The 22,432-nt window shown below is 52.7% G+C and carries 20 protein-coding genes, 8 tRNA genes and 2 rRNA genes (1 of these 30 only partly in view); 28 read left to right on the top strand and 2 right to left on the bottom strand.

Translation table 11 applies throughout. From position 1 onward, the window contains the following. The 28 genes from KB235_RS02525 to KB235_RS02660 form a co-directional block, all read left to right on the top strand. A 23S ribosomal RNA gene (locus KB235_RS02525) occupies nucleotides 1-986 on the top strand; it begins 1,928 nt to the left of the window's first position. A gap of 92 nt (nucleotides 987-1,078) precedes the next feature. After that, nucleotides 1,079-1,194: ribosomal RNA gene (gene rrf, locus KB235_RS02530) — 5S ribosomal RNA — on the top strand. Between the two features lie 8 nt (nucleotides 1,195-1,202). After that, a tRNA-Asn gene (locus KB235_RS02535) sits at nucleotides 1,203-1,277 on the top strand. A gap of 5 nt (nucleotides 1,278-1,282) precedes the next feature. Then, nucleotides 1,283-1,357: transfer RNA gene (locus KB235_RS02540), tRNA-Glu, on the top strand. Between the two features lie 4 nt (nucleotides 1,358-1,361). Then, nucleotides 1,362-1,437: transfer RNA gene (locus KB235_RS02545), tRNA-Val, on the top strand. 27 nt (nucleotides 1,438-1,464) lie between these two features. Beyond that, nucleotides 1,465-1,537 (top strand) — tRNA-Thr (locus KB235_RS02550). 6 nt (nucleotides 1,538-1,543) lie between these two features. Then, nucleotides 1,544-1,627 (top strand) — tRNA-Tyr (locus KB235_RS02555). Between the two features lie 5 nt (nucleotides 1,628-1,632). After that, nucleotides 1,633-1,705: transfer RNA gene (locus KB235_RS02560), tRNA-Lys, on the top strand. Nucleotides 1,706-1,711: 6 nt separating this feature from the next. Then, nucleotides 1,712-1,786 (top strand) — tRNA-Gly (locus KB235_RS02565). Between the two features lie 10 nt (nucleotides 1,787-1,796). Further along, nucleotides 1,797-1,872 (top strand) — tRNA-Ala (locus KB235_RS02570). Nucleotides 1,873-2,072: 200 nt separating this feature from the next. Then, entirely contained in the window at nucleotides 2,073-2,966 is an 894-nt protein-coding gene (rocF, locus tag KB235_RS02575; protein ID WP_034804073.1) for an arginase, read from the top strand. 141 nt (nucleotides 2,967-3,107) lie between these two features. Next, nucleotides 3,108-3,683: an RNA polymerase sigma factor SigW gene (gene sigW, locus KB235_RS02580; protein ID WP_034804074.1), complete on the top strand. Its 576-nt coding sequence runs from the start codon at nucleotides 3,108-3,110 to the stop codon at nucleotides 3,681-3,683. Continuing rightward, entirely contained in the window at nucleotides 3,680-4,318 is a 639-nt protein-coding gene (locus tag KB235_RS02585) for an anti-sigma factor (RefSeq protein WP_211780279.1), read from the top strand. The genes sigW and KB235_RS02585 overlap by 4 nt, the downstream gene beginning before the upstream one ends. Nucleotides 4,319-4,446: 128 nt before the next feature. After that, nucleotides 4,447-5,307 carry a diadenylate cyclase CdaA gene (gene cdaA, locus KB235_RS02590; protein ID WP_034804079.1) on the top strand — a complete coding sequence of 287 codons (861 nt, stop codon included), beginning with the start codon at nucleotides 4,447-4,449 and terminating at the stop codon, nucleotides 5,305-5,307. Continuing rightward, on the top strand, nucleotides 5,308-6,588 hold the full coding sequence (locus KB235_RS02595; RefSeq protein ID WP_211780280.1) for a CdaR family protein: 1,281 nt from the start codon (nucleotides 5,308-5,310) through the stop codon (nucleotides 6,586-6,588). A 35-nt stretch (nucleotides 6,589-6,623) separates the two neighbouring features. Beyond that, the gene (gene glmM / locus KB235_RS02600) at nucleotides 6,624-7,982 is read left to right on the top strand and encodes a phosphoglucosamine mutase (RefSeq protein ID WP_211780281.1); all 1,359 of its coding nucleotides are present in this window, start codon (nucleotides 6,624-6,626) and stop codon (nucleotides 7,980-7,982) included. 358 nt (nucleotides 7,983-8,340) lie between these two features. Beyond that, the gene (gene glmS / locus KB235_RS02605; protein WP_211780282.1) at nucleotides 8,341-10,137 is read left to right on the top strand and encodes a glutamine--fructose-6-phosphate transaminase (isomerizing); all 1,797 of its coding nucleotides are present in this window, start codon (nucleotides 8,341-8,343) and stop codon (nucleotides 10,135-10,137) included. Between the two features lie 116 nt (nucleotides 10,138-10,253). Then, nucleotides 10,254-10,841 carry a YdhK family protein gene (locus KB235_RS02610; protein ID WP_211780283.1) on the top strand — a complete coding sequence of 196 codons (588 nt, stop codon included), beginning with the start codon at nucleotides 10,254-10,256 and terminating at the stop codon, nucleotides 10,839-10,841. 106 nt (nucleotides 10,842-10,947) lie between these two features. Next, on the top strand, nucleotides 10,948-11,427 hold the full coding sequence (locus KB235_RS02615) for a DUF2975 domain-containing protein (protein WP_211780284.1): 480 nt from the start codon (nucleotides 10,948-10,950) through the stop codon (nucleotides 11,425-11,427). Nucleotides 11,428-11,436: 9 nt separating this feature from the next. Beyond that, a complete protein-coding gene (locus KB235_RS02620) occupies nucleotides 11,437-11,643 on the top strand; it encodes a helix-turn-helix domain-containing protein (protein WP_211780285.1) in 207 nt (68 codons plus the stop codon). Nucleotides 11,644-11,739: 96 nt separating this feature from the next. Then, the gene (locus KB235_RS02625; protein WP_211780286.1) at nucleotides 11,740-12,426 is read left to right on the top strand and encodes a DUF975 family protein; all 687 of its coding nucleotides are present in this window, start codon (nucleotides 11,740-11,742) and stop codon (nucleotides 12,424-12,426) included. Between the two features lie 68 nt (nucleotides 12,427-12,494). Continuing rightward, the gene (locus KB235_RS02630) at nucleotides 12,495-13,427 is read left to right on the top strand and encodes an NAD(P)/FAD-dependent oxidoreductase (RefSeq protein WP_246514300.1); all 933 of its coding nucleotides are present in this window, start codon (nucleotides 12,495-12,497) and stop codon (nucleotides 13,425-13,427) included. A 158-nt stretch (nucleotides 13,428-13,585) separates the two neighbouring features. Next, nucleotides 13,586-13,966 (top strand): DUF1877 family protein, encoded by a 381-nt coding sequence (locus tag KB235_RS02635; protein ID WP_211780288.1) that lies wholly within the window; start codon nucleotides 13,586-13,588, stop codon nucleotides 13,964-13,966. A 114-nt stretch (nucleotides 13,967-14,080) separates the two neighbouring features. Beyond that, entirely contained in the window at nucleotides 14,081-14,524 is a 444-nt protein-coding gene (locus KB235_RS02640; RefSeq protein WP_114166741.1) for a MarR family winged helix-turn-helix transcriptional regulator, read from the top strand. Nucleotides 14,525-14,527: 3 nt separating this feature from the next. Beyond that, nucleotides 14,528-17,185 (top strand): MMPL family transporter, encoded by a 2,658-nt coding sequence (locus KB235_RS02645; RefSeq protein WP_211780289.1) that lies wholly within the window; start codon nucleotides 14,528-14,530, stop codon nucleotides 17,183-17,185. Between the two features lie 313 nt (nucleotides 17,186-17,498). Continuing rightward, nucleotides 17,499-18,818: a methyl-accepting chemotaxis protein gene (locus KB235_RS02650; protein WP_211780290.1), complete on the top strand. Its 1,320-nt coding sequence runs from the start codon at nucleotides 17,499-17,501 to the stop codon at nucleotides 18,816-18,818. A gap of 102 nt (nucleotides 18,819-18,920) precedes the next feature. Further along, nucleotides 18,921-19,205 carry a putative quinol monooxygenase gene (locus KB235_RS02655; protein ID WP_211780291.1) on the top strand — a complete coding sequence of 95 codons (285 nt, stop codon included), beginning with the start codon at nucleotides 18,921-18,923 and terminating at the stop codon, nucleotides 19,203-19,205. Between the two features lie 14 nt (nucleotides 19,206-19,219). Then, nucleotides 19,220-20,104 carry a VOC family protein gene (locus KB235_RS02660; protein ID WP_211780292.1) on the top strand — a complete coding sequence of 295 codons (885 nt, stop codon included), beginning with the start codon at nucleotides 19,220-19,222 and terminating at the stop codon, nucleotides 20,102-20,104. A gap of 16 nt (nucleotides 20,105-20,120) precedes the next feature. Here the strand turns inward: KB235_RS02660 and KB235_RS02665 are convergent, their stop codons facing one another. Both KB235_RS02665 and KB235_RS02670 read right to left on the bottom strand, forming a co-directional pair. Then, a complete protein-coding gene (locus KB235_RS02665; RefSeq protein WP_211780293.1) occupies nucleotides 20,121-21,938 on the bottom strand; it encodes an LTA synthase family protein in 1,818 nt (605 codons plus the stop codon). A gap of 93 nt (nucleotides 21,939-22,031) precedes the next feature. Then, the gene (locus tag KB235_RS02670; protein ID WP_211780294.1) at nucleotides 22,032-22,430 is read right to left on the bottom strand and encodes a VOC family protein; all 399 of its coding nucleotides are present in this window, start codon (nucleotides 22,428-22,430) and stop codon (nucleotides 22,032-22,034) included. Between the last annotated feature and the right edge of the window lie 2 nt (nucleotides 22,431-22,432).

Consider the following 22,432-nt stretch of genomic DNA (forward strand, 5'->3'; position numbering starts at 1 on the left):
CTATAACGGTCCTAAGGTAGCGAAATTCCTTGTCGGGTAAGTTCCGACCCGCACGAAAGGCGTAACGATTTGGGCACTGTCTCAACGAGAGACCCGGTGAAATCATAGTACCTGTGAAGATGCAGGTTACCCGCGACAGGACGGAAAGACCCCATGGAGCTTTACTACAGCCTGATATTGAGGCTTTGTACGCGATGTACAGGATAGGTGGGAGTTTGTGAAGCCGGAGCGCCAGCTTCGGTGGAGACACCCTTGGGATACCACCCTTTGCGTATAGAGTCTCTAACTCGCAGCCGTGATCCGGCTGGAGGACCGTGTCAGGTGGGTAGTTTGACTGGGGCGGTCGCCTCCTAAACAGTAACGGAGGCGCCCAAAGGTTCCCTCAGAATGGTTGGAAATCATTCGAAGAGTGCAAAGGCAGAAGGGAGCTTGACTGCGAGACCTACAAGTCGAGCAGGGACGAAAGTCGGGCTTAGTGATCCGGTGGTTCCGCATGGAAGGGCCATCGCTCAACGGATAAAAGCTACCCTGGGGATAACAGGCTGATCTCCCCCAAGAGTCCACATCGACGGGGAGGTTTGGCACCTCGATGTCGGCTCATCGCATCCTGGGGCTGGAGTAGGTCCCAAGGGTTGGGCTGTTCGCCCATTAAAGCGGTACGCGAGCTGGGTTCAGAACGTCGTGAGACAGTTCGGTCCCTATCCGTCGTGGGCGCAGGAAATTTGAGGAGAGCTGTCCTTAGTACGAGAGGACCGGGATGGACGCACCGCTGGTGTACCAGTTGTTCCGCCAGGAGCATCGCTGGGTAGCTACGTGCGGACGGGATAAGTGCTGAAAGCATCTAAGCATGAAGCCCCCTCCGAGATGAGATTTCCCTTTGAGCAATCAAGAAAGACCCCTCAGAGACGATGAGGTAGATAGGTCATGGGTGGAAGCGTGGTGACACGTGGAGCTGAATGATACTAATCGGTCGAGGCTTTGATCTAGTCTATGGTTTGTATTGATGAACTTCAGTTTTCAGGGAACAAACCCTGAAGGTGATTGACACGTCCGATGGACGATGTTAATATTTTCTTTGTCTGGTGGCGATAGCGAAGCGGCCACACCCGTTCCCATGCCGAACACGGAAGTTAAGCGCTTCAGCGCCGAAAGTAGTTGGGGGTCTCCCCCTGTGAGGATAGGACGTTGCCAGGCAAGATCGTTCCGCAATAGCTCAGTGGTAGAGCAACCGGCTGTTAACCGGTAGGTCGTAGGTTCAAATCCTACTTGCGGAGCCAATTTAGGCCCGTTGGTCAAGCGGTTAAGACACCGCCCTTTCACGGCGGTAACACGGGTTCGAATCCCGTACGGGTCACCATTATGGAGGATTAGCTCAGCTGGGAGAGCACCTGCCTTACAAGCAGGGGGTCGGCGGTTCGATCCCGTCATCCTCCACCATCTTTTATAATCAATCAAACCATATATGCCGGTGTAGCTCAGTTGGTAGAGCATCTGACTTGTAATCAGAGGGTCGAGGGTTCGAATCCTTTCGCCGGCACTCCTTGGGGGGGTAGCGAAGTGGCTAAACGCGGCGGACTGTAAATCCGCTCCCTCGGGTTCGGCGGTTCGAATCCGCCCCCCCCCACCAGGTTTGAGCCATTAGCTCAGTTGGTAGAGCATCTGACTTTTAATCAGAGGGTCGCAGGTTCGAGCCCTGCATGGCTCATTTTTTGCGGAAGTAGTTCAGTGGTAGAATACGACCTTGCCAAGGTCGGGGTCGCGGGTTCGAATCCCGTCTTCCGCTCCATATCATTCCCGGGGCCTTAGCTCAGCTGGGAGAGCGCCTGCCTTGCACGCAGGAGGTCAGCGGTTCGATCCCGCTAGGCTCCACCATTTGTTTGTTTCTTAAGTTATTGATGACTTAAGTTTTTTTTTGCCTAAAACCATGAACCATTCACTTGAGAGTACAGAGAAAGGCAGCCTGCCACCATTCAGGCTGCCTTTTTGTATGTTTATACACGACCGTGCGAAGTTGAACCACTTGATTGATAGCGTTTACAATAAAGGTATTAATCGGTCAAGGGGGAATGGCTATGCAATGGTCATATATTGAAGTACCACTCCGTTATGGACAGGGGAAAGACGGAGTCGATCAAGGTCCGAGTAAACTTCGGGAACTCGGGTTAGAGGCGTTATTGCCTGAGGGAACGGCAAAGCGAACAATCCGCGTGTTGCCTGAATCCGAAATCCGTGAGAATGAAGAGCACTTGAAACGGGTAGATGGCGTGTTATACACGGTCAATGGGCTCGCGGAAGCCGTCCATGAGGAAGTTCAGGCGAATCGTTTCCCATTGATTGTCGGAGGCGACCATAGCATGGCCATCGGAACGCTCGCAGGTCTTGCTAAAACTGGTCCATATGGCGTCATTTGGGTGGATGCCCATGCGGATTTGAATACAGGTGAGACGTCACCTTCGGGGAACATTCACGGCATGCCGCTTGCAGCCGCCATGGGGATGGGGGATGTCCGTTTGACGGAGGTCGGAGGAAGAGAGCGTAAGCTTCTGCCGGAGCACCTGGTCTATATTGGACTTCGCGATATCGATGAAGGGGAGATTCGTGAAATCAATCGACTCGGGATTAAAGTCATCACGGTCGAAGAAGTTCGAACGCGCGGTGCGGACGTGATTATGCAAGAGGCGATTGCCTATTTACGTGAACGCGTCGGTCGCTTTTACGTCAGCTTTGACATGGATAGCTTTGATGCGAGCCTCGTCGCAGGGACAGGGACGCCGGTCGATGGGGGATTGACCGCTGCAGAAGGGAAAGCGATTGTCGCTGAAGCGATGACCGCAGACGAGTTGATTGCCATCGAACTCGTTGAACTGAACCCATCCCTTGATGTCGAAGACAAGACGGCCCAGTTGGCGTTCGCGCTCTGCGAGACGATTGTGAAATCCAAAGAAAACCTGTTATTGGAAAGTTGAATTAGTTTCCATCCCTTACAGTTTCCAAATCCTTTTGTTACAATGGGTTTGGAAACTTTTTTTTGATGGAGTTGAAACTTATTCGAGGGACGGAACGTATAGAGGGATGACCGCATCGCTGCGGAGAGGGAGAGTGGATTGATGGAACGGCTGACCACCCGTTTGGTCGACGAATTGAGGTCGGGGAATCACGATTCGTTTGCTGAATTGGTAGAACTGTACAAGGATGGTGTCTTTGCTGTCGCCTATAAGATATTATATGACCGTGGCGAAGCCGAGGACGCTGCCCAAGAGACGTTCATTCGAGCCTACACACGGATTGAGACGTACGACCCACAATATAAGTTCAAAACATGGTTGTACCGAATCGCGACGAACGTTTCCATCGATCGACTCCGCAAGCGTAAGCCGGAGTATTCAATGGATGCGGAAATCGCGGGTACCGAGGGTCTTACGTATCAAGACCACTTAGCTGATGAAGCGCCCCAACCCGATGCGCAAGTCGTTCATCGCGAGATTCGAGGCGAGATGCATGACGCGATCAAGCAACTCCCTGACAAATATCGCATCCCGCTCCTTCTAAAGTACGTGGATGATTTGTCTTTAAAAGAGATTAGCGTGATGATCGATCTGCCGGTCGCAACGGTTAAAACAAGGATTTTCCGGGGAAGAGAAATGTTGAAAACAATCTTTCAAAACAGGGAGGGGTTCAATTGACTCCTGAAGAGAAACTGCAACAATATTTGGAAGATGGCATCCTGCCCGAAGAATCAGACGAATTCCGTCAATTACTCGAGGACGACGCCTTATATGAGGCTTACCTTCAATACGAACGAATCGATGCCGAACTGAAAGCTTTGCCAAGACCGAGATTGTCTGAGGACTTCACGGCTCGGGTCATGGCGGCTTTACCTGACGCCACAGCACGTCCGACTCATGTTCCGACAGCTGTGCCAGAACCGATTCAAACGCGGAAAGTGCGACGGACGCATTCGAGACAGATGGTTTGGTTCCGGAAACATCCTGGCCTGATTGCGGCTGTCCTCTTCTTCAGTTTGATGTCGAGCGCGACGCTCGGGCTATGGAACGGTTCAACGGAGACGATGACGTATACGAAAGTACCAGGAATCGTCGTCACGTCCAATGAAGTCGTCGTACCGGAAGGTGTCACTGTCGAGCGAGATATCACGGTTCAAGGAGGCGACCTCCGCATCGAAGGCAAGGTCGAAGGCAATGCGACGGCCGTCCACGGTCGTGCATATTTGGCAAGCGCCGGTGAAGTGACCGGTGAGCTCGAGCAAATTGATCGGATTTTCGAGTGGATTTGGTATTCCATCAAACAGTTGTTCTAAAGACGCCCGCGGGCGTCTTTTTTGTTCGTTTCAATCTGGTTTCGTTTTATCGCCAAGCGATGCTTCGTTTTGGAAATGTGATATAATAAAATTTGCACAATTGGCTAGGTAGTTGAGGAGGGGAGCATTTGCCGCTACTGGAACAGGTTTCATTCTTATCATTTTTTAGTCTTTCAGAGAACGTACATTGGTACGATTATTTGAACGACGTTTTAGATATCGTCGTCGTCACGTACGTCATCTATAAGTTGATGATGATCGTCCGTGGCACAAAAGCGGTTCAACTGATTAAAGGGATTTCAATCATCCTCGTCAGTTGGTTCCTCAGTGGATTCTTTGGATTGAAAACTTTGCAGTTTCTATTGAATCAAGTCATCACATATGGACTGCTCGGAATCATCATCATCTTCCAACCAGAGTTACGACGTGGGCTAGAACACTTAGGCCGGACGAGCAACCTGTTCGGTCGGACGAGTACGAGCGATGAGGACAAACAGCGTCAAATGATTGAGGCGATTGTCAGTTCAGCTCAATATATGTCAAAACGTCGAATCGGCGCATTGATTGCAATTGAGCGGGACACGGGCTTAAATGAGTACGTCGAGACGGGGATTCGGATGGATTCGCATATTACATCGCAATTGATCATCAACTTATTCATCCCGAACACGCCACTCCACGACGGGGCGATGATTATTCAAGATGGGAAAATCGCCGCTGCCGCTTGTTATTTGCCGCTATCGGAGAGTCCTCACATCGACAAGGCACTCGGGACACGGCACCGTGCAGCGATTGGCGTCAGTGAAGTGACAGATAGCGTGACGCTCACCGTGTCCGAGGAGACGGGAGCTGTATCGCTCGCGATTGCTGGGCGTCTGTATCGTGAGTTAGACGAGGAGGCGCTTCGCAACAAGTTGATTCAAGAACTCGTCATCGAAGAGAAAGAGACGACGCTCTCGTTCTTCGGCAAAAAAGGAGGGGACAAGTAAGTGATTGATCAGTGGTTACAACACAAATGGTTTCTCCGCATCATCGCACTTGCTTTAGCTATCCTTTTATACCTTATGGTCGCCGAGACGAGTTCGTCGACGAGCTCATCGAGTGCCTTGCCGATTGTCGGTCAAAGCTCGATGGTGCTCGATGTGCCGGTGGAAGTCTTTTTCGATGAGGTCCAGTACGTCGCCTATAACGTGCCGGAAGAGCTAAACGTCGAGCTCCAAGGACCATCGAGCAGTTTGACGATGACTCGATTGGTGAAAGATTATCAAGTATTCGTCGACTTGACGAATCTCGGTACCGGATTTCATCGCGTCCCGGTCGAGGCCCGTGGTTTCGGGGGGGATGTGAACGTCAAACTCGAACGGGATACGGTCGAGATTTACATCGATCGTAAACAGACGGTGGAAGTACCGGTCTCCGTTAACGTGTTAAATAAAGACCAGTTGCCAGAAGGGTACGTCGTCGGCGACGCTGAAATCGAACCGACGACCGTGAAGGTGTCGGGTGGGGCGAGTCGGATTCAAAACGTGAAAGAAATCACCTTGAACATCGATGTCGCCAACCAGAACCAGACGTTCACCCGAGAGTTACCGCCGACCATTTTAGATGCGAACGGGAACCCGCTCAACGTCACGGTAGAACCAAACATCATTCGTGTGACGGTCCCGGTATATGAACAGAGTGCGGTCGTCCCGATTGAGGTCGTAACGACCGGTGACGTCGCGGATGAATATCGTCTCGTCGATACACTTCTCGCCGACACGGAAGTACGGGTGTTCGCACCGACTGACGTGCTCGCCAACCTCGATGTAATCGAGACAACCCCAATCGATTTAGACGGCTTAGACGGAAATAATAAAGTCACAGCGACGCTCCAGTTGCCGGATGGTGCAACGGCACTCGGCAAGAAAGAAGTCGAGGTGCAATTGCTCGTTCGCGGGATTGATGATACACGTGACGATTCAGGCGAATTGACCGAGCGGGTGCGTCTGACAGTGCCGGTAAGCGTTCGTGGTTTTGATCGGACGAACTATACGCTCCGGTCGCCTGACGTCGTCAGTGTGACGCTGTCGGGGAAACGAGCGCTCCTCGAGAACGTCACGTCGAATAGTGTAGGCGTTACGCTCGACTTGACCGGTCTGCCGAGCGGGTTACATGGCGTGGATGTCGATTATGAAGTACCAAAAGGCGTGACGGTCGTCTCGCCAAAAACAATTGACGTCGAATTGACGAGCGTCGATGACGAAACAGAGACGTCTTCGCTTCAATAAGGCGTTCAATCATACAAAAGTGAGGAAATGATCATATGGGTAAATATTTTGGAACAGATGGGGTTCGCGGTGTCGCGAACTCAGAGTTAACAGCAGAATTGGCATATCGTCTAGGCCGTGCTGGCGGTTATGTGTTATCGAAACACTTGCCGGCCGGTGAACAGCCGAAAGTCTTGATCGGTCGCGATACACGCATTTCAGGTCACATGCTTGAAGGTGCACTCATCGCGGGTCTTCTCTCAATCGGGGCAGAAGTGATGCGTCTCGGCGTCATCTCGACACCAGGTGTCGCGTATTTGACAAAGTCACTCGATGCGACGGCAGGTGTCATGATCTCTGCGTCGCACAACCCGGTCGCCGATAATGGCATCAAATTCTTCGGTAGCGACGGATTCAAACTCGACGATGCCACGGAAGCAGAAATCGAAGACATTTTAGACGCGTCAGAAGACACGTTGCCACGTCCGGTCGGAAAAGACCTCGGCTTCGTCTCGGATTACTATGAAGGCGCCCAGAAGTACCTTCAGCTGTTAAAACAGACGGTCGATGAGGACTTAGACGGTCTTCATATCGCCCTCGACTGCGCCCATGGCGCGACGAGCGGACTTGCGGCGCGTCTGTTCGCAGACCTCGAAGCGAACGTCTCGACAATCGGGAACTCGCCGAACGGTTTGAACATCAATGAAGGCGTCGGTTCGACCCACCCAGAGCATTTGGCTGAATTCGTGCGTGAAAAGGGTGCGGATATGGGTCTTGCGTTTGACGGCGACGGCGACCGTTTGATTGCGATCGACGAGAACGGTGACGTGGTCGATGGCGACAAGATCATGTACATCTGTGGGAAGTATTTGAGCGAGCAAGGCCGCTTGAAAGACAATACGATTGTCGCAACGGTCATGAGTAACCTCGGCTTCCACAAGGCGGTTGAAGAAGCGGGCATGACGGCGCTTCAAACGGCAGTCGGTGACCGTTATGTCGTCGAAGAGATGAAGAAACACAATTACACACTCGGTGGCGAGCAGTCGGGTCACTTGATCTTCCTCGATCACTCGACGACAGGAGACGGGATGCTCTCTGGCGTTCAGCTCGCCCAAATCGTCAAATCGACAGGGCGCAAGCTGTCTGAACTCGCAGCGGAGATGCCAGTGTACCCGCAAAAACTCGTCAACATCCGTGTAACGGATAAGAACGAGGCGATGAACGGTGAACGCGTCCTCGCGACGATTCAAGAGGCAGAGGCGGAAATGAACGGGAACGGGCGCATCCTCGTCCGCGCGTCGGGCACGGAACCGCTCGTCCGTGTCATGGCGGAAGCGCCGACAGCGGAAGAATGTGACCGTTACGTCGAAAAAATCGCCCAAGTCGTACGTGAAGATTACGGTGTGGAAGGATAATTTTATCCCAACAGGGAATAACACAAGGGAATCCAACTGTGGATTCCCTTTTTGTTTCCGTTTTGTCACTGTGAAATCTAGTGATTTTCTTGACGAATGGGGGTGTGATTTGTACTATTAAGAGCGTGACCTTAGAAACGGAGGGGCACAGAGTACGAGAAAGCGCCAGAACTCTACGGAGTTGACGAGGACGAAGGTGATCGAGATTTTCGGCGGATGCCTTCTAGTCGCCTGTCACGACTAAGAGTCTTTCAGTAAAACGCCCGGGTGACCGGACGGACAAAGTGAAAGACGATGACAGCTCTTAGAAAAAGCCCGTTTCCTTTTTCGAGAAATCGAATATAGAGGAGAATTGTTTATGTGTGGAATTGTAGGAATGATTGGGAATACCGGAGCGAAGGAAATCCTTCTCAAAGGTCTTGAGAAACTCGAGTACCGTGGCTATGACTCGGCTGGCCTTGCGTTGATGCAAGACGGTGTCAACGTTCACAAGGAAGTCGGACGCATCGCCGCGCTACGCGAAATCGTCCCAGCAGAAGTAGACGGCACGATTGGGATCGGCCACACACGTTGGGCGACGCACGGGGTGCCGAGCGTCCCGAACGCCCACCCGCACCAGAGCACGACGGCGCGCTTCACGCTCGTCCACAACGGCGTCATCGAGAACGACGAGCAGCTCAAGGCGACGCTCGACGTGCCGTTCAAGTCAGAGACGGACACGGAAGTCATCGTCCAGTTGATGGAGAAGAACTTCGTCGCGCTCGGCGACGTCGAGGCGGCGTTCCGCAAGACGCTCGCTGAGCTCCACGGCTCGTACGCGATCGCGATGATCGACTCAGAGGACGAAGAGCGCCTCTACATCGGTAAGAACAAGTCGCCGCTCCTCGTCGGTCTCGGCGACGGCACGTTCAACGTCGTGGCGTCTGACGCGATGGCGATGCTCCAGGTGACGGACCAGTACCTCGAGCTCCACGACGGCGAGATCGTCATCTTGACGCGCGAGTCGGCGACGATCAAGACGCTCGACGGCGAGGTGTTGGAGCGCGCGCCGTATACGGCCGAGATCGATGCGTCGGACATCGAGAAGGGCACGTACGCGCATTACATGTTGAAGGAGATGGACGAGCAACCGGCCGTCATCCGCAACATCATCCAGCACTACCAGAACGACGCCGGTGACATCGAGCTCACGGAAGGCGTGCGTTCGCTCGTCTCGGAGGCGGACCGTATCTACATCATCGCTTGCGGTACGAGTTACCACGCTGGTCTCGTCGGCAAACAGTTAATCGAGCGCGTCGCGGGTGTACCGACTGAAGTACACGTCGCGTCAGAGTTCGGCTACAACATGCCACTCCTCACGGAGAAGCCGTTGTTCCTCTTCATCTCACAATCAGGTGAGACAGCGGACAGCCGCGCCGTCCTCGTCGAAGTGAAGAAGCGTGGTTACAAAGCGCTCACACTCACGAACGTTGCCGGTTCGACGCTCTCGCGTGAGGCGAACGAGACGATGCTCCTCCACGCCGGCCCGGAGATCGCGGTCGCATCGACGAAAGCGTACACGGCCCAAATCGCCGTGCTCGCCATCCTCGCCTACGACATTGCCCGTGCGAACGGGAAGAAAGTACCGTTTGATCTCATGACAGAGCTCGCGCGCATCGCGACGATCATGGACTCAGTTATGGCTCAAAAAGAAATCTTCGAGCAGTTGGCAGACAAGTTCTTGAAAGAGTCACGCAACGCGTTCTTCCTCGGTCGCGGCATGGATTCATACGTCGGTCTCGAAGGGGCCCTCAAGCTCAAAGAGATCTCGTATATCCAAGCGGAAGGCTATCCAGGTGGAGAGCTCAAGCACGGACCGATCGCGTTGATCGAGGACGGGACGCCGGTCATCACACTCGTCTCGCAACCGAACACGCACCTCAACATCCGCGGAAACATCAAGGAAGTTGTCGCGCGTGGCGCCGTTGCCTGCACGATCTCGATGGAAGGGATGGAACACGAGAGCGATTCATTCGTCTTGCCACGTGTCGAGCCACTCCTCACACCACTCGTGACGGTATTACCGCTTCAACTCATCTCATATTACGCGGCACTCGCGCGTGACTGTGACGTCGACAAGCCACGTAACTTGGCGAAATCGGTAACAGTTGAATAAATCATTGGACCAAGATCTTTCGGGATCTTGGTCTTTTTCATGGGATTGTTTCAAGAAACGTCTGATTCCGTTTCATGTAGGGTACAGTCTTATAAAGATAGAAAAGGAGCGATTTGATGAAACAAAAAAAATGGGCAACGACACTTGGTGCCATGCTACTTGCGACGTCACTTGCCGCATGCGGTGACGCGGGTGATACGACAGAAGAAGATCAAGCAATCGATGTGACCGAGGAGCACAACGCAGAACAAGAAGAGGCGCATGGCACGATGGACCACTCGGGTTCCGGTGAAGTGCCGGACGGCCTACAGGAAGCATCGAATCCGACATACCCGGTCGACTCGACAGTCGTCATGACTGCAGACCATATGCTCGAGATGGAAGGTGCCGAGGCAAAAATCGTTGGCGCCTATGATACGACAGCGTATGCGGTGACGTACACCCCGACCGATGGCGGCGAACCGGTCGAGAATCACAAATGGGTGATACATGAAGAACTCGACACGACCGAGGACGCGCCGCTCGCCGATGGGACCGAAGTGACGCTTCGAGCCGACCACATGGAAGGCATGGACGGAGCGAACGCGACCATCGACTCGAGTGAAGAGACGACCGTCTATATGGTCAACTTCATGCTCCAGGACGGGGAAGAAGTGACGAACCACAAATGGGTGACGGAAGATGAGTTAGAACCGAAAGAATGACCTTCGATGTGAAGGTCTTTTTTTATGAAATACAATATTTTTTTATTGATTAACAATAAAATCACTTATATGCTAGAGACACCAAATGAAGTGAGGTGTCGACAACATGAAGCGAGAGACATGGTTTTTAAAGTTAGCTGTCATCGTCCTGACCCTTCCGGTCATCGGAGGCTGTGCTTTGGCATTACCGCATATATGGCGGGAAGCGACAGAGAGCGGGGGATGGATTCAAAGCTCGATCCAGCCGATTGTGATTGGAATGTATGTGGCGGCCGTACCGTTTTTCTACGCGTTGTATCAGACGTTCAAACTGCTTGGATACATCGATCGAGACGAGGTGTTTTCACTCGAGACGGTCCGTGCGCTCCGTCACATCAAGTATAGTGCCGTCATCATCACCGCCGTTTACGCGATGACGTTACCGTTCTTCTACTGGTTCGCCGAACGCGATGACGCGCCGGGATTCCTCCTGATCGGTCTCGTCTTTGTCTTTGCCTCGTTCGTCGTTGCCGTCTTTGCCGAGTTGTTACAAAAACTGTTGAGACGAGCAATCGACATGAAACAAGAAAACGATTTGACGGTGTGAGGTGAGACGATGGCGATTATCGTAAATGTGGATGTCATGTTGGCGAAACGAAAGATGAGTTTGACCGAGTTGTCGGAAAAAGTCGGCGTGACGATGGCGAACCTATCGATTTTAAAAACCGGGAAAGCGAAAGCAATCCGTTTCTCGACGCTCGAAGCAATCTGTCAAGCGCTCGACTGTCAGCCGGGCGACATTTTGGAATATCGGGAAGACTGATCGACAGGGCGAGTGCCCTGTTTTTTTGTGGAGGTTGAAACATTTTTCATCACGTTGCGTATAAGACAGGAAAGACGAACGAAATGGGGAAACAAGATGGTCCAGACATGGAATGAACGGGCGCACAAAGCGTTAAAAGGAAAGGCAGGGCTATTACTCATCTGGTCGTTCGCCTGCTCTGTGATGTTAGAATTGGGGTTGATGGCAGACCCGACTTATTACGGTTTGACGGTGGAGTCACTGCCGCTGACCGTGCTCAGTTTAGGTGGCATCTTAGTTTATATCGCCCTTTATCCGGTTAACGTCGGATACAACTGGCTTATCTTAAAGACGGTACGAGATCAGCCGATTCGCTGGAGTGATGTGTTCGACCCGTTTCGTCACCGCTATGGAAAACATTTGCTTGCAACAATTCTCGTCATATTGTTCCAAGTACTATGGACATTGTTGCTAGTCGTACCAGGAATCATAAAGTATTTCTCGTATGTGTTCACATACTTCATCTTACGCGACGAACCAGAACTGTCTGCTACAGAGGCAATCACAAAATCGAGAACGATGATGCGCGGACGAAAGTGGGATGCGTTCAAACTCATTTTGCCATTCGTTCCGATGTATCTAGTCGGTTTGACTTTTTATATACAACTTGATTTAGTCATCCTCGGGTCATGGATTTTCCTCGTCGCACTAGCACTCATCCGCCCGTTCATCGTCAGCCGTTTCGCCGTCATGTATGAAGACGCGCGTATCGAGTATGACGAGCAGTGGAATCGCTCGGCGTGAAGCGCATCGGTTCCGGCGTATGAGTCCTCGGCCATGATACAATTTTCCTGACAGAAGGAGGAATGAACATGAACATCGGTATTATCGGAGCCGGCCTGAGCGGGATTGTCGCAGCACGCGACCTCACCCGCCACGGTCATACAGTGGAACTGATTGAAAAGAGCCGGAGTGTCGGGGGACGTTTGGCGACAAGACGAATTGGGGAAGGGAAAGCCGATCACGGGGCGGTCTATTTCACCGTACGCGGGGAAGAACTCAAACAAGATGTCGCTGACTGGCAGATGAAAGGTTGGGTGAACGTCTGGTACGCCGATCCGTATCCACGCTACGTCGCCGTCGACGGGATGAACGCCTTGGCCAAACGTTTGGCCGACGGGTTGACCGTCCATTTGAACGAGCGAGTCGAGACGGTCACGACCCGAGATGGTCAGGTCAGTGTCAAGACGGATGTGACGACGCGACAGTATGACCGTCTCCTCATCACGTCGCCGCTCCCGCAGACGCTCGACTTGCTCGCAGATTTTCCGGTCGATGCGGCGTTACGTGAATTGACGTACGCCCCGACGTTTGTCGGTTTGTTCGAATTGGCAAGCGATACTCGCATCGGTCCGGACGGGATTCTCGATACAGACTTGGCGCCGGGTATCTTGAAAGTCATCAACAACCGCCAAAAAGGCATCTCGGTGACCGAACTCGTCAGCGTCTATATGGACGAGTCGTGGAGCGAGGAGTGGTATGAACGAGCGGACGAAGACACGCTTCGTGAGATTGAGCGCCTGTTGCAAACGGTGACGGAGTCGACGGTGATTCAATCGAGACAGTTGAAACGGTGGCGCTATGCGCAGGCGACCGACGTCTGGAACGGGCCCTACTATCGATTGCGTGACGAGTCGATTTTCTTGGCCGGTGACGTCTTTCTCGAGCCGGACGACGTATCAGGTCGAACGCGATTTGAGAGTGCATACGTCTCAGGACTCCGCGTCGCGGAAGCGATGCGTTAAACCTTCTTCGGAAGGTTTTTTTTCATGGCCGTACCGAATAGTCCGACATACGAATGGGAGAGGGGAAATCAGACATGGGGATGGTTGGTGCATCCATGCGGGTATCGGATGAAGAGTTGACCGGACTGCTTCAAGAGCCGGAGCGCTTCGAGTAACTGTTGGAAGATGAGGAACGGCAGACGGATATCGATCAGGCGTGGCATGGCCTTTACTTTTTATTGACCGGAGCGACCGATTTGGATGAGATTGACCGCCATTCGCTCGGCAAGGCCGTATTCGGTAGCGACGTTACCGACGAGGAGATGGGCATCGCTTATTTGACGCCGGGGGAAGTGGAAGACTTGTCCGCGCGGCTTCAATATATCGAGCAAGATGCGCTGAAAGCGCGCGATGACGTCGCGATGATGAACGAGCATGAACTGTACCCGTTTGAACGTGAGTGGGGACTCGAAGAAAAACAGTACTTACTGGACCGGTTCGATGAGTTGAAGCGTGTCTTCGCACGGGCGTCGCGAGAGCGGGAGGCGCTCGTCACGTGAATTAGGTGAATCCGATGTAGGGTCGACTAGACGAACGTCTGGGCGACTTTTAAATTTGACGTCATCTAGTTTAGGGCATAAACTATCTTTATCTAGTTTAGGGGGTAAACCAAAATGAAAGAATTGATGCGGGAAGCCGTCCAGTTGTTCGAAGAGGTCATGTTCCAAGGTGCGGAGCATGTCATCGAGGCAATGGACGGGGACGTCTGGCATGACTATTCGCGGGAACAACTGCAGCTACTCAAGCTGCTCGAACAGTTCGGTCCGATTCAAGCCGGCCAGTTGGCTGAGAAACAAGGAGTTCATAAGAGCGCCGTCTCCAACCGTTTAAAAAAGCTCGTCGACAAAGAGCTCGTCGTCAGTCGACGCGGGCATGACCAGCGCGAGCGGTTGATCGAGTTGACCGAATCCGGTCGTCGGGTCGTCGAAGAGGCGGATGCGGCCGTCTACCGTTATGTCGAATCGTTACTCGACGGCAACATCGAAGAGACAGAAATCGAACAGTTCGTCCGGACGTTCCGGAAAATCATACAGCTGCTTCGAATTAGGGAGGAATAACACGTGCATAAAATCATCCAATGGCGCTGGGGGATCTTGATCGGTCTCATCGTCTTAACAGCCGGCTTGTTTATTGCGGCACCTAACTTAACAAAGCAGGCCGAAGAGGCCGGAAGCTTCCAACTCGCTGAAGACATGGACTCGCAACGGGCCCAAGACATCTTGACCGCTGCCGGGAAGAGTGACAAAACGATTTCACTCGTCTACGAATTTGACTCGCTTGGGGAGGCCGAACGGGCTGATATTTCCCGGGTCATCCGTGACATCGAAACGCGCGACGATGTCGTCAAGGACGTCCTCGACCCGTTCGAGAATGAAGAGACCAAAGCACAGCTCGTTTCAGAAGATGCGCGCATCGTGCTCGTCCCAATCACGGTCGAAGGTTCGATGGAGGCCATCAACGCCTTCGCAGATGATGTACGAATGAACGTCTTACCCAAAGATGAGACGGTGTACATCACTGGAGAAGAGATTATCAATAACGATGTGAACTTGAGTGCGCAGGAAGGCTTGAAGAAAACGGAAATCATCACCGTCGTCTTGATTTTCAGCTTGCTCCTCGTCGTTTTCCGCTCCATCGTGACACCGTTCATCCCGCTCATCGCGGTCGGCTTCACGTACCTTCTCAGCCAATCGTTCGTCGCGTTCTTCGTCGATTGGTTCGGCTTCCCGGTCTCGAACTACACGCAGATTTTCCTCGTGGCGATTCTGTTCGGGATTGGCACGGACTACTGCATCTTGCTCCTCAGTCGGTATAAAGAAGAGCTCGGGGCCGGTCACACGATTGAAGACGCAATCGTCAACACGTATAAGACGGCCGGTCGGACGGTTCTCATTAGCGGGCTCGCCGTGTTCGTCGGTTTCGCCTCGATCGGTTTTGCCGATTTCCCGATTTTTAAATCGGCCGTCGCGGTCGCCGTCGGGATTGCGGTCTTACTTCTTGTTTTGTTCACCGTCGTCCCGTTCTTTATGGCAACGCTCAAACATCGCTTGTTTTGGCCATCGAAGAAAGCGGGCGAACATCACGACAGTCGTCTTTGGGCCACCTTTAGTCGGCTATCGGTCAACCGTCCGTTCATCTCGATTCTCGTCGTCGCCGCAATTACCGTGCCTGTCTTGTTCACGTACGATGACGCTCGGTCATTCAATACAGTCGATGAGATTGGAGATGACTATGACTCGGTCAAAGGGCTCAATTTAATTTCAGAAGGGTTCGGGAAAGGCGAGTCACTCCCGGTTCAAGTCATTTTGAAACAAGATGGCGCGCTCTCTGAAGCGGAGATTCCGTATATCGAGAAGTTCTCGAGTGAACTTGAAAAAATCGATGGGGTGAGCGGCGTCCGTTCGGTGACACGTCCGACCGGTGACGTCATCGATGACTTCTACGTCGATACTCAGCTTGAACAAGTAAGTGAAGGGCTGGCGGAAGCGGAGACAGGCCTCGGTGACGTCCAAGATGGCCTCGCGCAAGTACAAACCGGTCTTGACGCCGTTGTCGCTCAGCTGCCAGCTGGAGCCTCGAACGCGGGGGCGCCACTTGCGGAAGCAGCGGCAGGGCTGGGTCAATTGAACGCCCAGCTTGGTCTCATCGGACAAGGCTTGACGGTCACACAAAACATTCCAGCGACGGTAGCCGGTCTCGGCCAAGTCTCCGTCGGACTCGGACAAATCGAGGCCGGGATCAATGAAGCTGCCTCGGCTTTAACGGCACAAGGTGCGCAAGTTGGAGAACTTGGGGTCGGCCTGTCTCAGCTCGCCACCGGAGTCGGTGAAGCCAACGCTGGCTTGTCCCAAATTGAAGCGGGATTAGGCGAGGCCGTGTCTTTCTTATCGGCACTTAGTGAGGCGGATAGTTTACGTGACACAGGCGTCTATTTACCGGAAGGGACATTGACGTCCGATACGTTCGCACCGGCCATCGACCGTTACGTGTTCGATGATGGGACCGCGACGCAACTCGAAGTCGTACTCGACATGGATCCGTACTCACCAGAAGCAATCGATACGGTCGAAACGGTGAAAGAGACGATGGACCGCCTCGTCATAGATACCCCGTTTGAAGCGGCTACGATTGGTTATGCCGGCATTTCGAGTATCAATAGTGACTTGAACACGACGTCGACGAACGACTTCAACCGAACGGTCGCCATCATGCTCGTGACGCTCTTTGTCGTCATGGCGATGCTGTTCCGTTCGATGATTATGCCGCTCTATATGATTGGCTCGCTCTTGTTGACGTATTACACGTCAGCGGCCATCACAGAGCTCATCTTCGTCGAAGGACTTGGCTATGACGGGATCAGTTGGGCCGTTCCGTTCTTCGGATTCGTCATGTTGATTGCACTCGGCATCGACTACTCGATTTTCCTTCTCGATCGATTCCGGGAAGAAACGATTAGCGGCATGACGGTACGTGACGCACTCGTCCACTCGATGACGAAGATGGGGACAGTCATCATGACCGCCGCCGTCATCCTCGCGGGTACGTTCGGGGCGATGATTCCGTCGGGCGTGCTCAGTCTCGTTCAAATCGCGACGATCGTCATCACCGGACTGTTACTATACGGATTGATCGTGTTGCCGCTCCTTATCCCTGCGATCACCGTATCGTTCGGGGACGGGGTATGGTGGCCATTCAAATCGAAAGATGAAAATAAATAAGTACCATTCGTCATGTATTTCTAGGACAACAAACGCAGCGGTTGCTGGTATTTGTTGTCCTATTTTTATTTGTTGAGTCAATATGAAGAAAATTGCGAAAAATGGACTAAACATGTTCACATCACGCACCGAAATATATATAGACTCTTACTTTTCTTGAAAGAAGGCAACAATCATGGTGAATCATTTTGAAAAAATGAGTTCGTTACTCGTATCGCGGATGTTAATCATTTTATTTTTCCTCTCTTATCCGATCATGGGAATTTTGTATTGGCTGGGTGAGCTTGCTGGACAGGATGCCATTAGTTTTATTATGACAGGGACAATTATTCAGATTGGAACGTGGCTCGGTTATCGCTTTTACGTAGAAAAGCCTTGGTTGAAGTACGGTCTGGTCACACTCATGTATATCGCTGCTTCAGCGATTATTTATACCTTGCCCGGTGCGGCGATTCAAAACATCGTCTTTTTATATATTATATTGATGTTGATGTATTTGAATCGTCATCTTGTGTTGTACGGTAGTGTTCTCAGTTTACTCATATCAATTGCAGCTGTCGGGATAGGCCGTTTTTCATTTACCACGCCAGTTGACCTCGTGATTTGGTTCACTGTGCTCACGATGGCGTTATCTGGCGCCTACTTTGTCTCCTTCTTCGGTGCAAAATTATTACATGAGACGTTCGCCCAACAACAACAAGCAGAACAGCATGCGAGTGAGGTGGAACTCACCATGGCGAAGACGACAGCGAGTGCGACAACGCTTCATGGTGCGGTATTTACAATGAATGATTCCGTCGATTCTGTCACGAATGCGTCGGAACAAGTCACGGCACAAATTGATTCGATGACGAAACAAACGTCTGAACAAGCAGGTTTGATTCAAAACGTCGCCTCGCAAATTCAGTCAACCGTACAGGCATTTGAGCGAATGCAACAACAGCTTCAAGACACAACATCACAAGTGAACGGTGTCCTACAAGATGCCCAAATGTCACATGAAAATATGGACTCGACAGAACGGTCGCTTGCTGAACTGAACTTAAGTATCGGCGAAGTGAATCAGGCGTTTAAAGGATTGACCGAGCGATTCCAAGAGGTCCGGACTATCACGGGCACGATCCAGCAGATTTCGTCTCAGACGAACCTACTGTCGCTCAACGCTTCAATTGAGGCAGCGCGAGCGGGGGAACACGGAAAAGGATTTGCCGTCGTCGCGACTGAGATTCGAAATTTATCGGCACAAACGGCCCAAGCCTCATCTCAAATCAATGACATTATCCAACTCGTCATGCAGGAGGTACAAGTGACGGAACGTGCCATCGATGGCAGCACAGAACGTTTGTCGACGCAGGAAGAACAAGTCCGTAAGAGCGGGACATCGATTCTTTCTATGATTCAAACGACAGATACGGTCGCTAGGACAGTCGATGAGACATCACTCCAGCTCCAAGTTGTCGTTTCAGAATTGAACAAAGTTCATCAAGTGACGGGTGACATGACGGCATTGATGACGGCGCTCGAAGTGAGCAGTCAAGACGTTCATGTGCTGACGATGTCACAGCAAGAAGCGTTAGCTTCGTTGAAAGATCAAATTGAAGAACTGAACGAGATTGCGAACGAACTCGTCTAAACGATGGACACGCCTTTACAAATAGGCGTGTCCATTTGCGTATACATCTCTTCCAAAACGGGAACAGTTTTGCGTCAGTCCTAAAATGAGGAGGAATCGCGTATGGCTATTACGATCACCGCTATTTTGAAGGCACATCCAGGAAAAGAAGAGGCGCTACGGCAAGCGCTCAACGAGGTCATCCCCCCGTCGAGACAAGAAGAAGGATGTTTGACGTATGTGCTCCATGAGTCAATCGATGAACCGGGCACGTTCGTGTTCTATGAGACGTACCGGGACGAGGCGGCACTCGACGCACATATCAACTCCGACCATTATCAAGCGTACCGAAAACAAGCCGAGACGCTGCTCGCTGTCCGTGACGTGTATCGTCTGCGTGAAATCTGAAAGGAGTCCATCCGATGATTACCCAATCGATAATCCCGTGCATTTGGTTTGAAGGCGACGTCGAGGCAATTGCGGAATGGTACGTGTCGAAGTTTCCCGATTCATTCGTCGACTATACGACGAAACTGACGGACACGCCATCAGGCGAGACGACGGTTGTGACCGTCTCGCTGGCGGGACAGTTCTGTCAACTGCTCGGGGCCGGTCCGTTGAAGGAGCGAAATCCGTCCATCTCGTATATGGTCACGTTCCCGACGTCGGAAGAGGTGGAGACACTGTGGAGCGAGCTTATAGATGGAGCAGAGGTGCTTATGCCGCTCGACACGTATGACTTCAGCGAGCGCTACGGCTGGTTGAAGGACAAGCACGGTGTCTCCTGGCAAATTATGCATAGCGGCGGGATGGATATTCAGACCGTGACCCCGTGCCTGTTGTTCGTCGGGGACGTGTTCGGCCGCGCTGAGGTGGCCATGAACGACTGGATTTCAATCTTCCCGGATTCGTACGTGCTCGAAGACCATCTGATCCGTTACGAGGCGACAGACGGTCCGGAGTTGGAAGGGAAGCTCAATTACGCCCGCTTCGTCTTGTCCGGCCGCGAGTTTGTCGCCATGGACAGTGCGGAGGACCATCAGTTCGCGTTCAATGAGATGCAGTCGCTGATCGCGTTTTGTGAGTCGCAAGCCGAGATTGATGACTATTGGGAGAAGCTGTCGGCCGTCCCGGAAGCGGAACAGTGCGGCTGGCTTAAGGACCGCTATGGCGTCTCCTGGCAAATCGTGCCGTGGGAGATGGAAGAGATGTTGATGACCGGAACAAAGGAGCAGTTGGCGCGCGTGACCGAGGCGTTTTTGCCGATGAAAAAGATCGATGTGGCGACGCTCCGGAAAGTCTACTAAAAACAAGCCGTCCCGATTAGTCCGGGGCGGCTTGTTTGTCGGTTTGTGTAAGGGCGGATAAGGCGTCTTTTTCGACGATGATGTCGGAAAGGCGTAACTGGTCGGCCGCTTCGTCAATATACGGCGCGCAGGCGTCGAACGGGAGCGGGTCTCCTGAATCGATTGCATAACACGTGCCGGCCCCGAACGGCTTCGTCAAATCCGGGTCGAAGTAGACATCGTCGTAACGGAACGAGCCGTTTCGGAACACGGTCAAGTTGGGCTCGTCATCGAGAAGCGAACTTCCGAGCATATAGCCGGGCGTCATCCCGAGCAACTCGAGGATGGTCGGGGCGAAGTCGAGTTGACCGCCGCTCGCTTGCATCACCTCGCCACGCGCGAGCCCGGCCGGTTTGATATAGAGCGGTACTGCCCGGTCGAGCGTAAAGACCTCGGTGACGGACATGGCCCCTTCTTTCTCGGCCATCTCGTCGCCGGGGGCGGTCAACCCGTTGTCGTGGTCGCCGTAAAACACGACGAGCGTGTCGTCCCACATGCCGTTCGTCTTCAACGTGTCGACCATCAACCCGACGGCCGTATCGACATAGTGGACGGTGTGATAATAGTTTTGGAGGAGCGGGTCGTCATAGCCGGACAAGTCGAGCCGTTTCTCACGGTCCGGGATGTCATACGGCGTATGGCTCGTCAAGGCGACGACGAACGAATAGAATGGCTGCTCGAGCGTCTCCATGAAACGGACGGACTCCGTCAAGAAGTCTTGGTCGTTGAGCGCCATGCCGATCACCTCACCGTCTGGGTAGTCCTCTGCGGAGAAGAAGTGATTGAAGCCGATATTGTCGTAAAAGTTATCCCGATTCCAGAACGTCTTATCAAACGCATGCATCGCCGCCGTGTCGTAACCGGCTGCTTTCAATCGTTTAGGCAAGGCGTCGAACGTGTGGTCGGCGTACTGGGTGTAGACAGATCCCGACTTGACCGGGTAGAGCGACGTGTTGACGGTGAACTCCGCATCCGACGTCCGGCCCTCATGTGTCTGGTGATAGACGTTCGGGAAATAAAGCATCTCGTCGCGGAGCGCGTTCAAACTCGGTGTCACGTCTTGACCGTTGATGACTTGGCCAATCACAGACGCTTGAAACGACTCGAGTTGGACGACGATGACGTTCGTGTCGGACGAGGCGCTCACGGTCGCGGAAGACAAGGCGGCGACGTTGGATTGGTCGACGTCGGTCACCGCCGTCCCGAGTCCAGCCCCGTCACGGAGGCCACGCGCGGCGTCTAAGCCGTGATAACCCCAAAATCCGTATTTATAGTACTCACGCATGTTCGAGATGGCCGTCCGGTCGTCCGGTGGATAATTGACAATAAGCGGAACGCTATACAGCATAAGTCCGGCTAACAAACCGAGACCAGCCGCACGAAGTCCTCTCGTCTCTCGAACGGGGTGCCGTTTTCGATACATCACGATTGCCCCAAAAACGAGTAAGTCGGCGAAAAAGAGGAAATCGGTCGCCTGAATCAACGTCAAGAATCCACCGCCGACGTCACCCATCTGGCCGGCATCTGACAAGAGCGCGACCGACAAGACGTTTCCGAAATAGCGGTAATACCAAGCGTCCGAGATGAGCAAGGTGCTATGTAAAAATAGCGAGGCGAGGAGGATCCATCTGCGAACGTTCGGTCGAACGAGTAATGCCCAGCTCGTCATCATGAGGATCATGCCGACGTTGACGAGGAAGAAGTGGAATGTGAATGCACTCGTCGTCAGCACGCTGAATAAATAGAGCTTGAGGAGCGAGAGAATCAAGTAAGTCCAATAATCGAGATATTTCATGCGTTGCCTCCAAGAAAACCAAGTTGGTTAAGTGTTCCTGTTTTCAAGTGGCCAAAAACATCACGGTGTACAAAAAAAGTGAGGCGCGTCGCCTCACTTGATTAAAAACGAGTCCCGAAGTTCGATGATCGTGCCTTCCGGGGCTTTTAATTTGCTTAAATAGCCGTCGACGACGAAGTAGATGTTGCCGCCCTGTTTCGGTAAGAACGGTACATCGAGCGCCTCGAGCCGTCGCACTTCTGTTTCGAGGTCGTCTACGTACAGAGCGAAATGGACAGGGCCGGCCACGTGTTTCGAATAGGGGGTCAACGTCTCGTCGACTTTTGCCGTCTGGAGCTCGATATAAAAGTCGCTGAGCTTGAGCCAGCTATTGAACGCCCGTGTATGAAAGTCAGGCGATTCCTGAACGAGTTCGAATCCAAGCGCTTCATAGAATCGTTTGGACGCCTCATAGTCGGGCGTTTGGATGCAGAGATGGTGGATTTGTTTCATCG

The organism is Exiguobacterium alkaliphilum (genome assembly GCF_018138125.1).
Taxonomy (GTDB): Bacteria; Bacillota; Bacilli; order Exiguobacteriales; family Exiguobacteriaceae; genus Exiguobacterium; species Exiguobacterium alkaliphilum.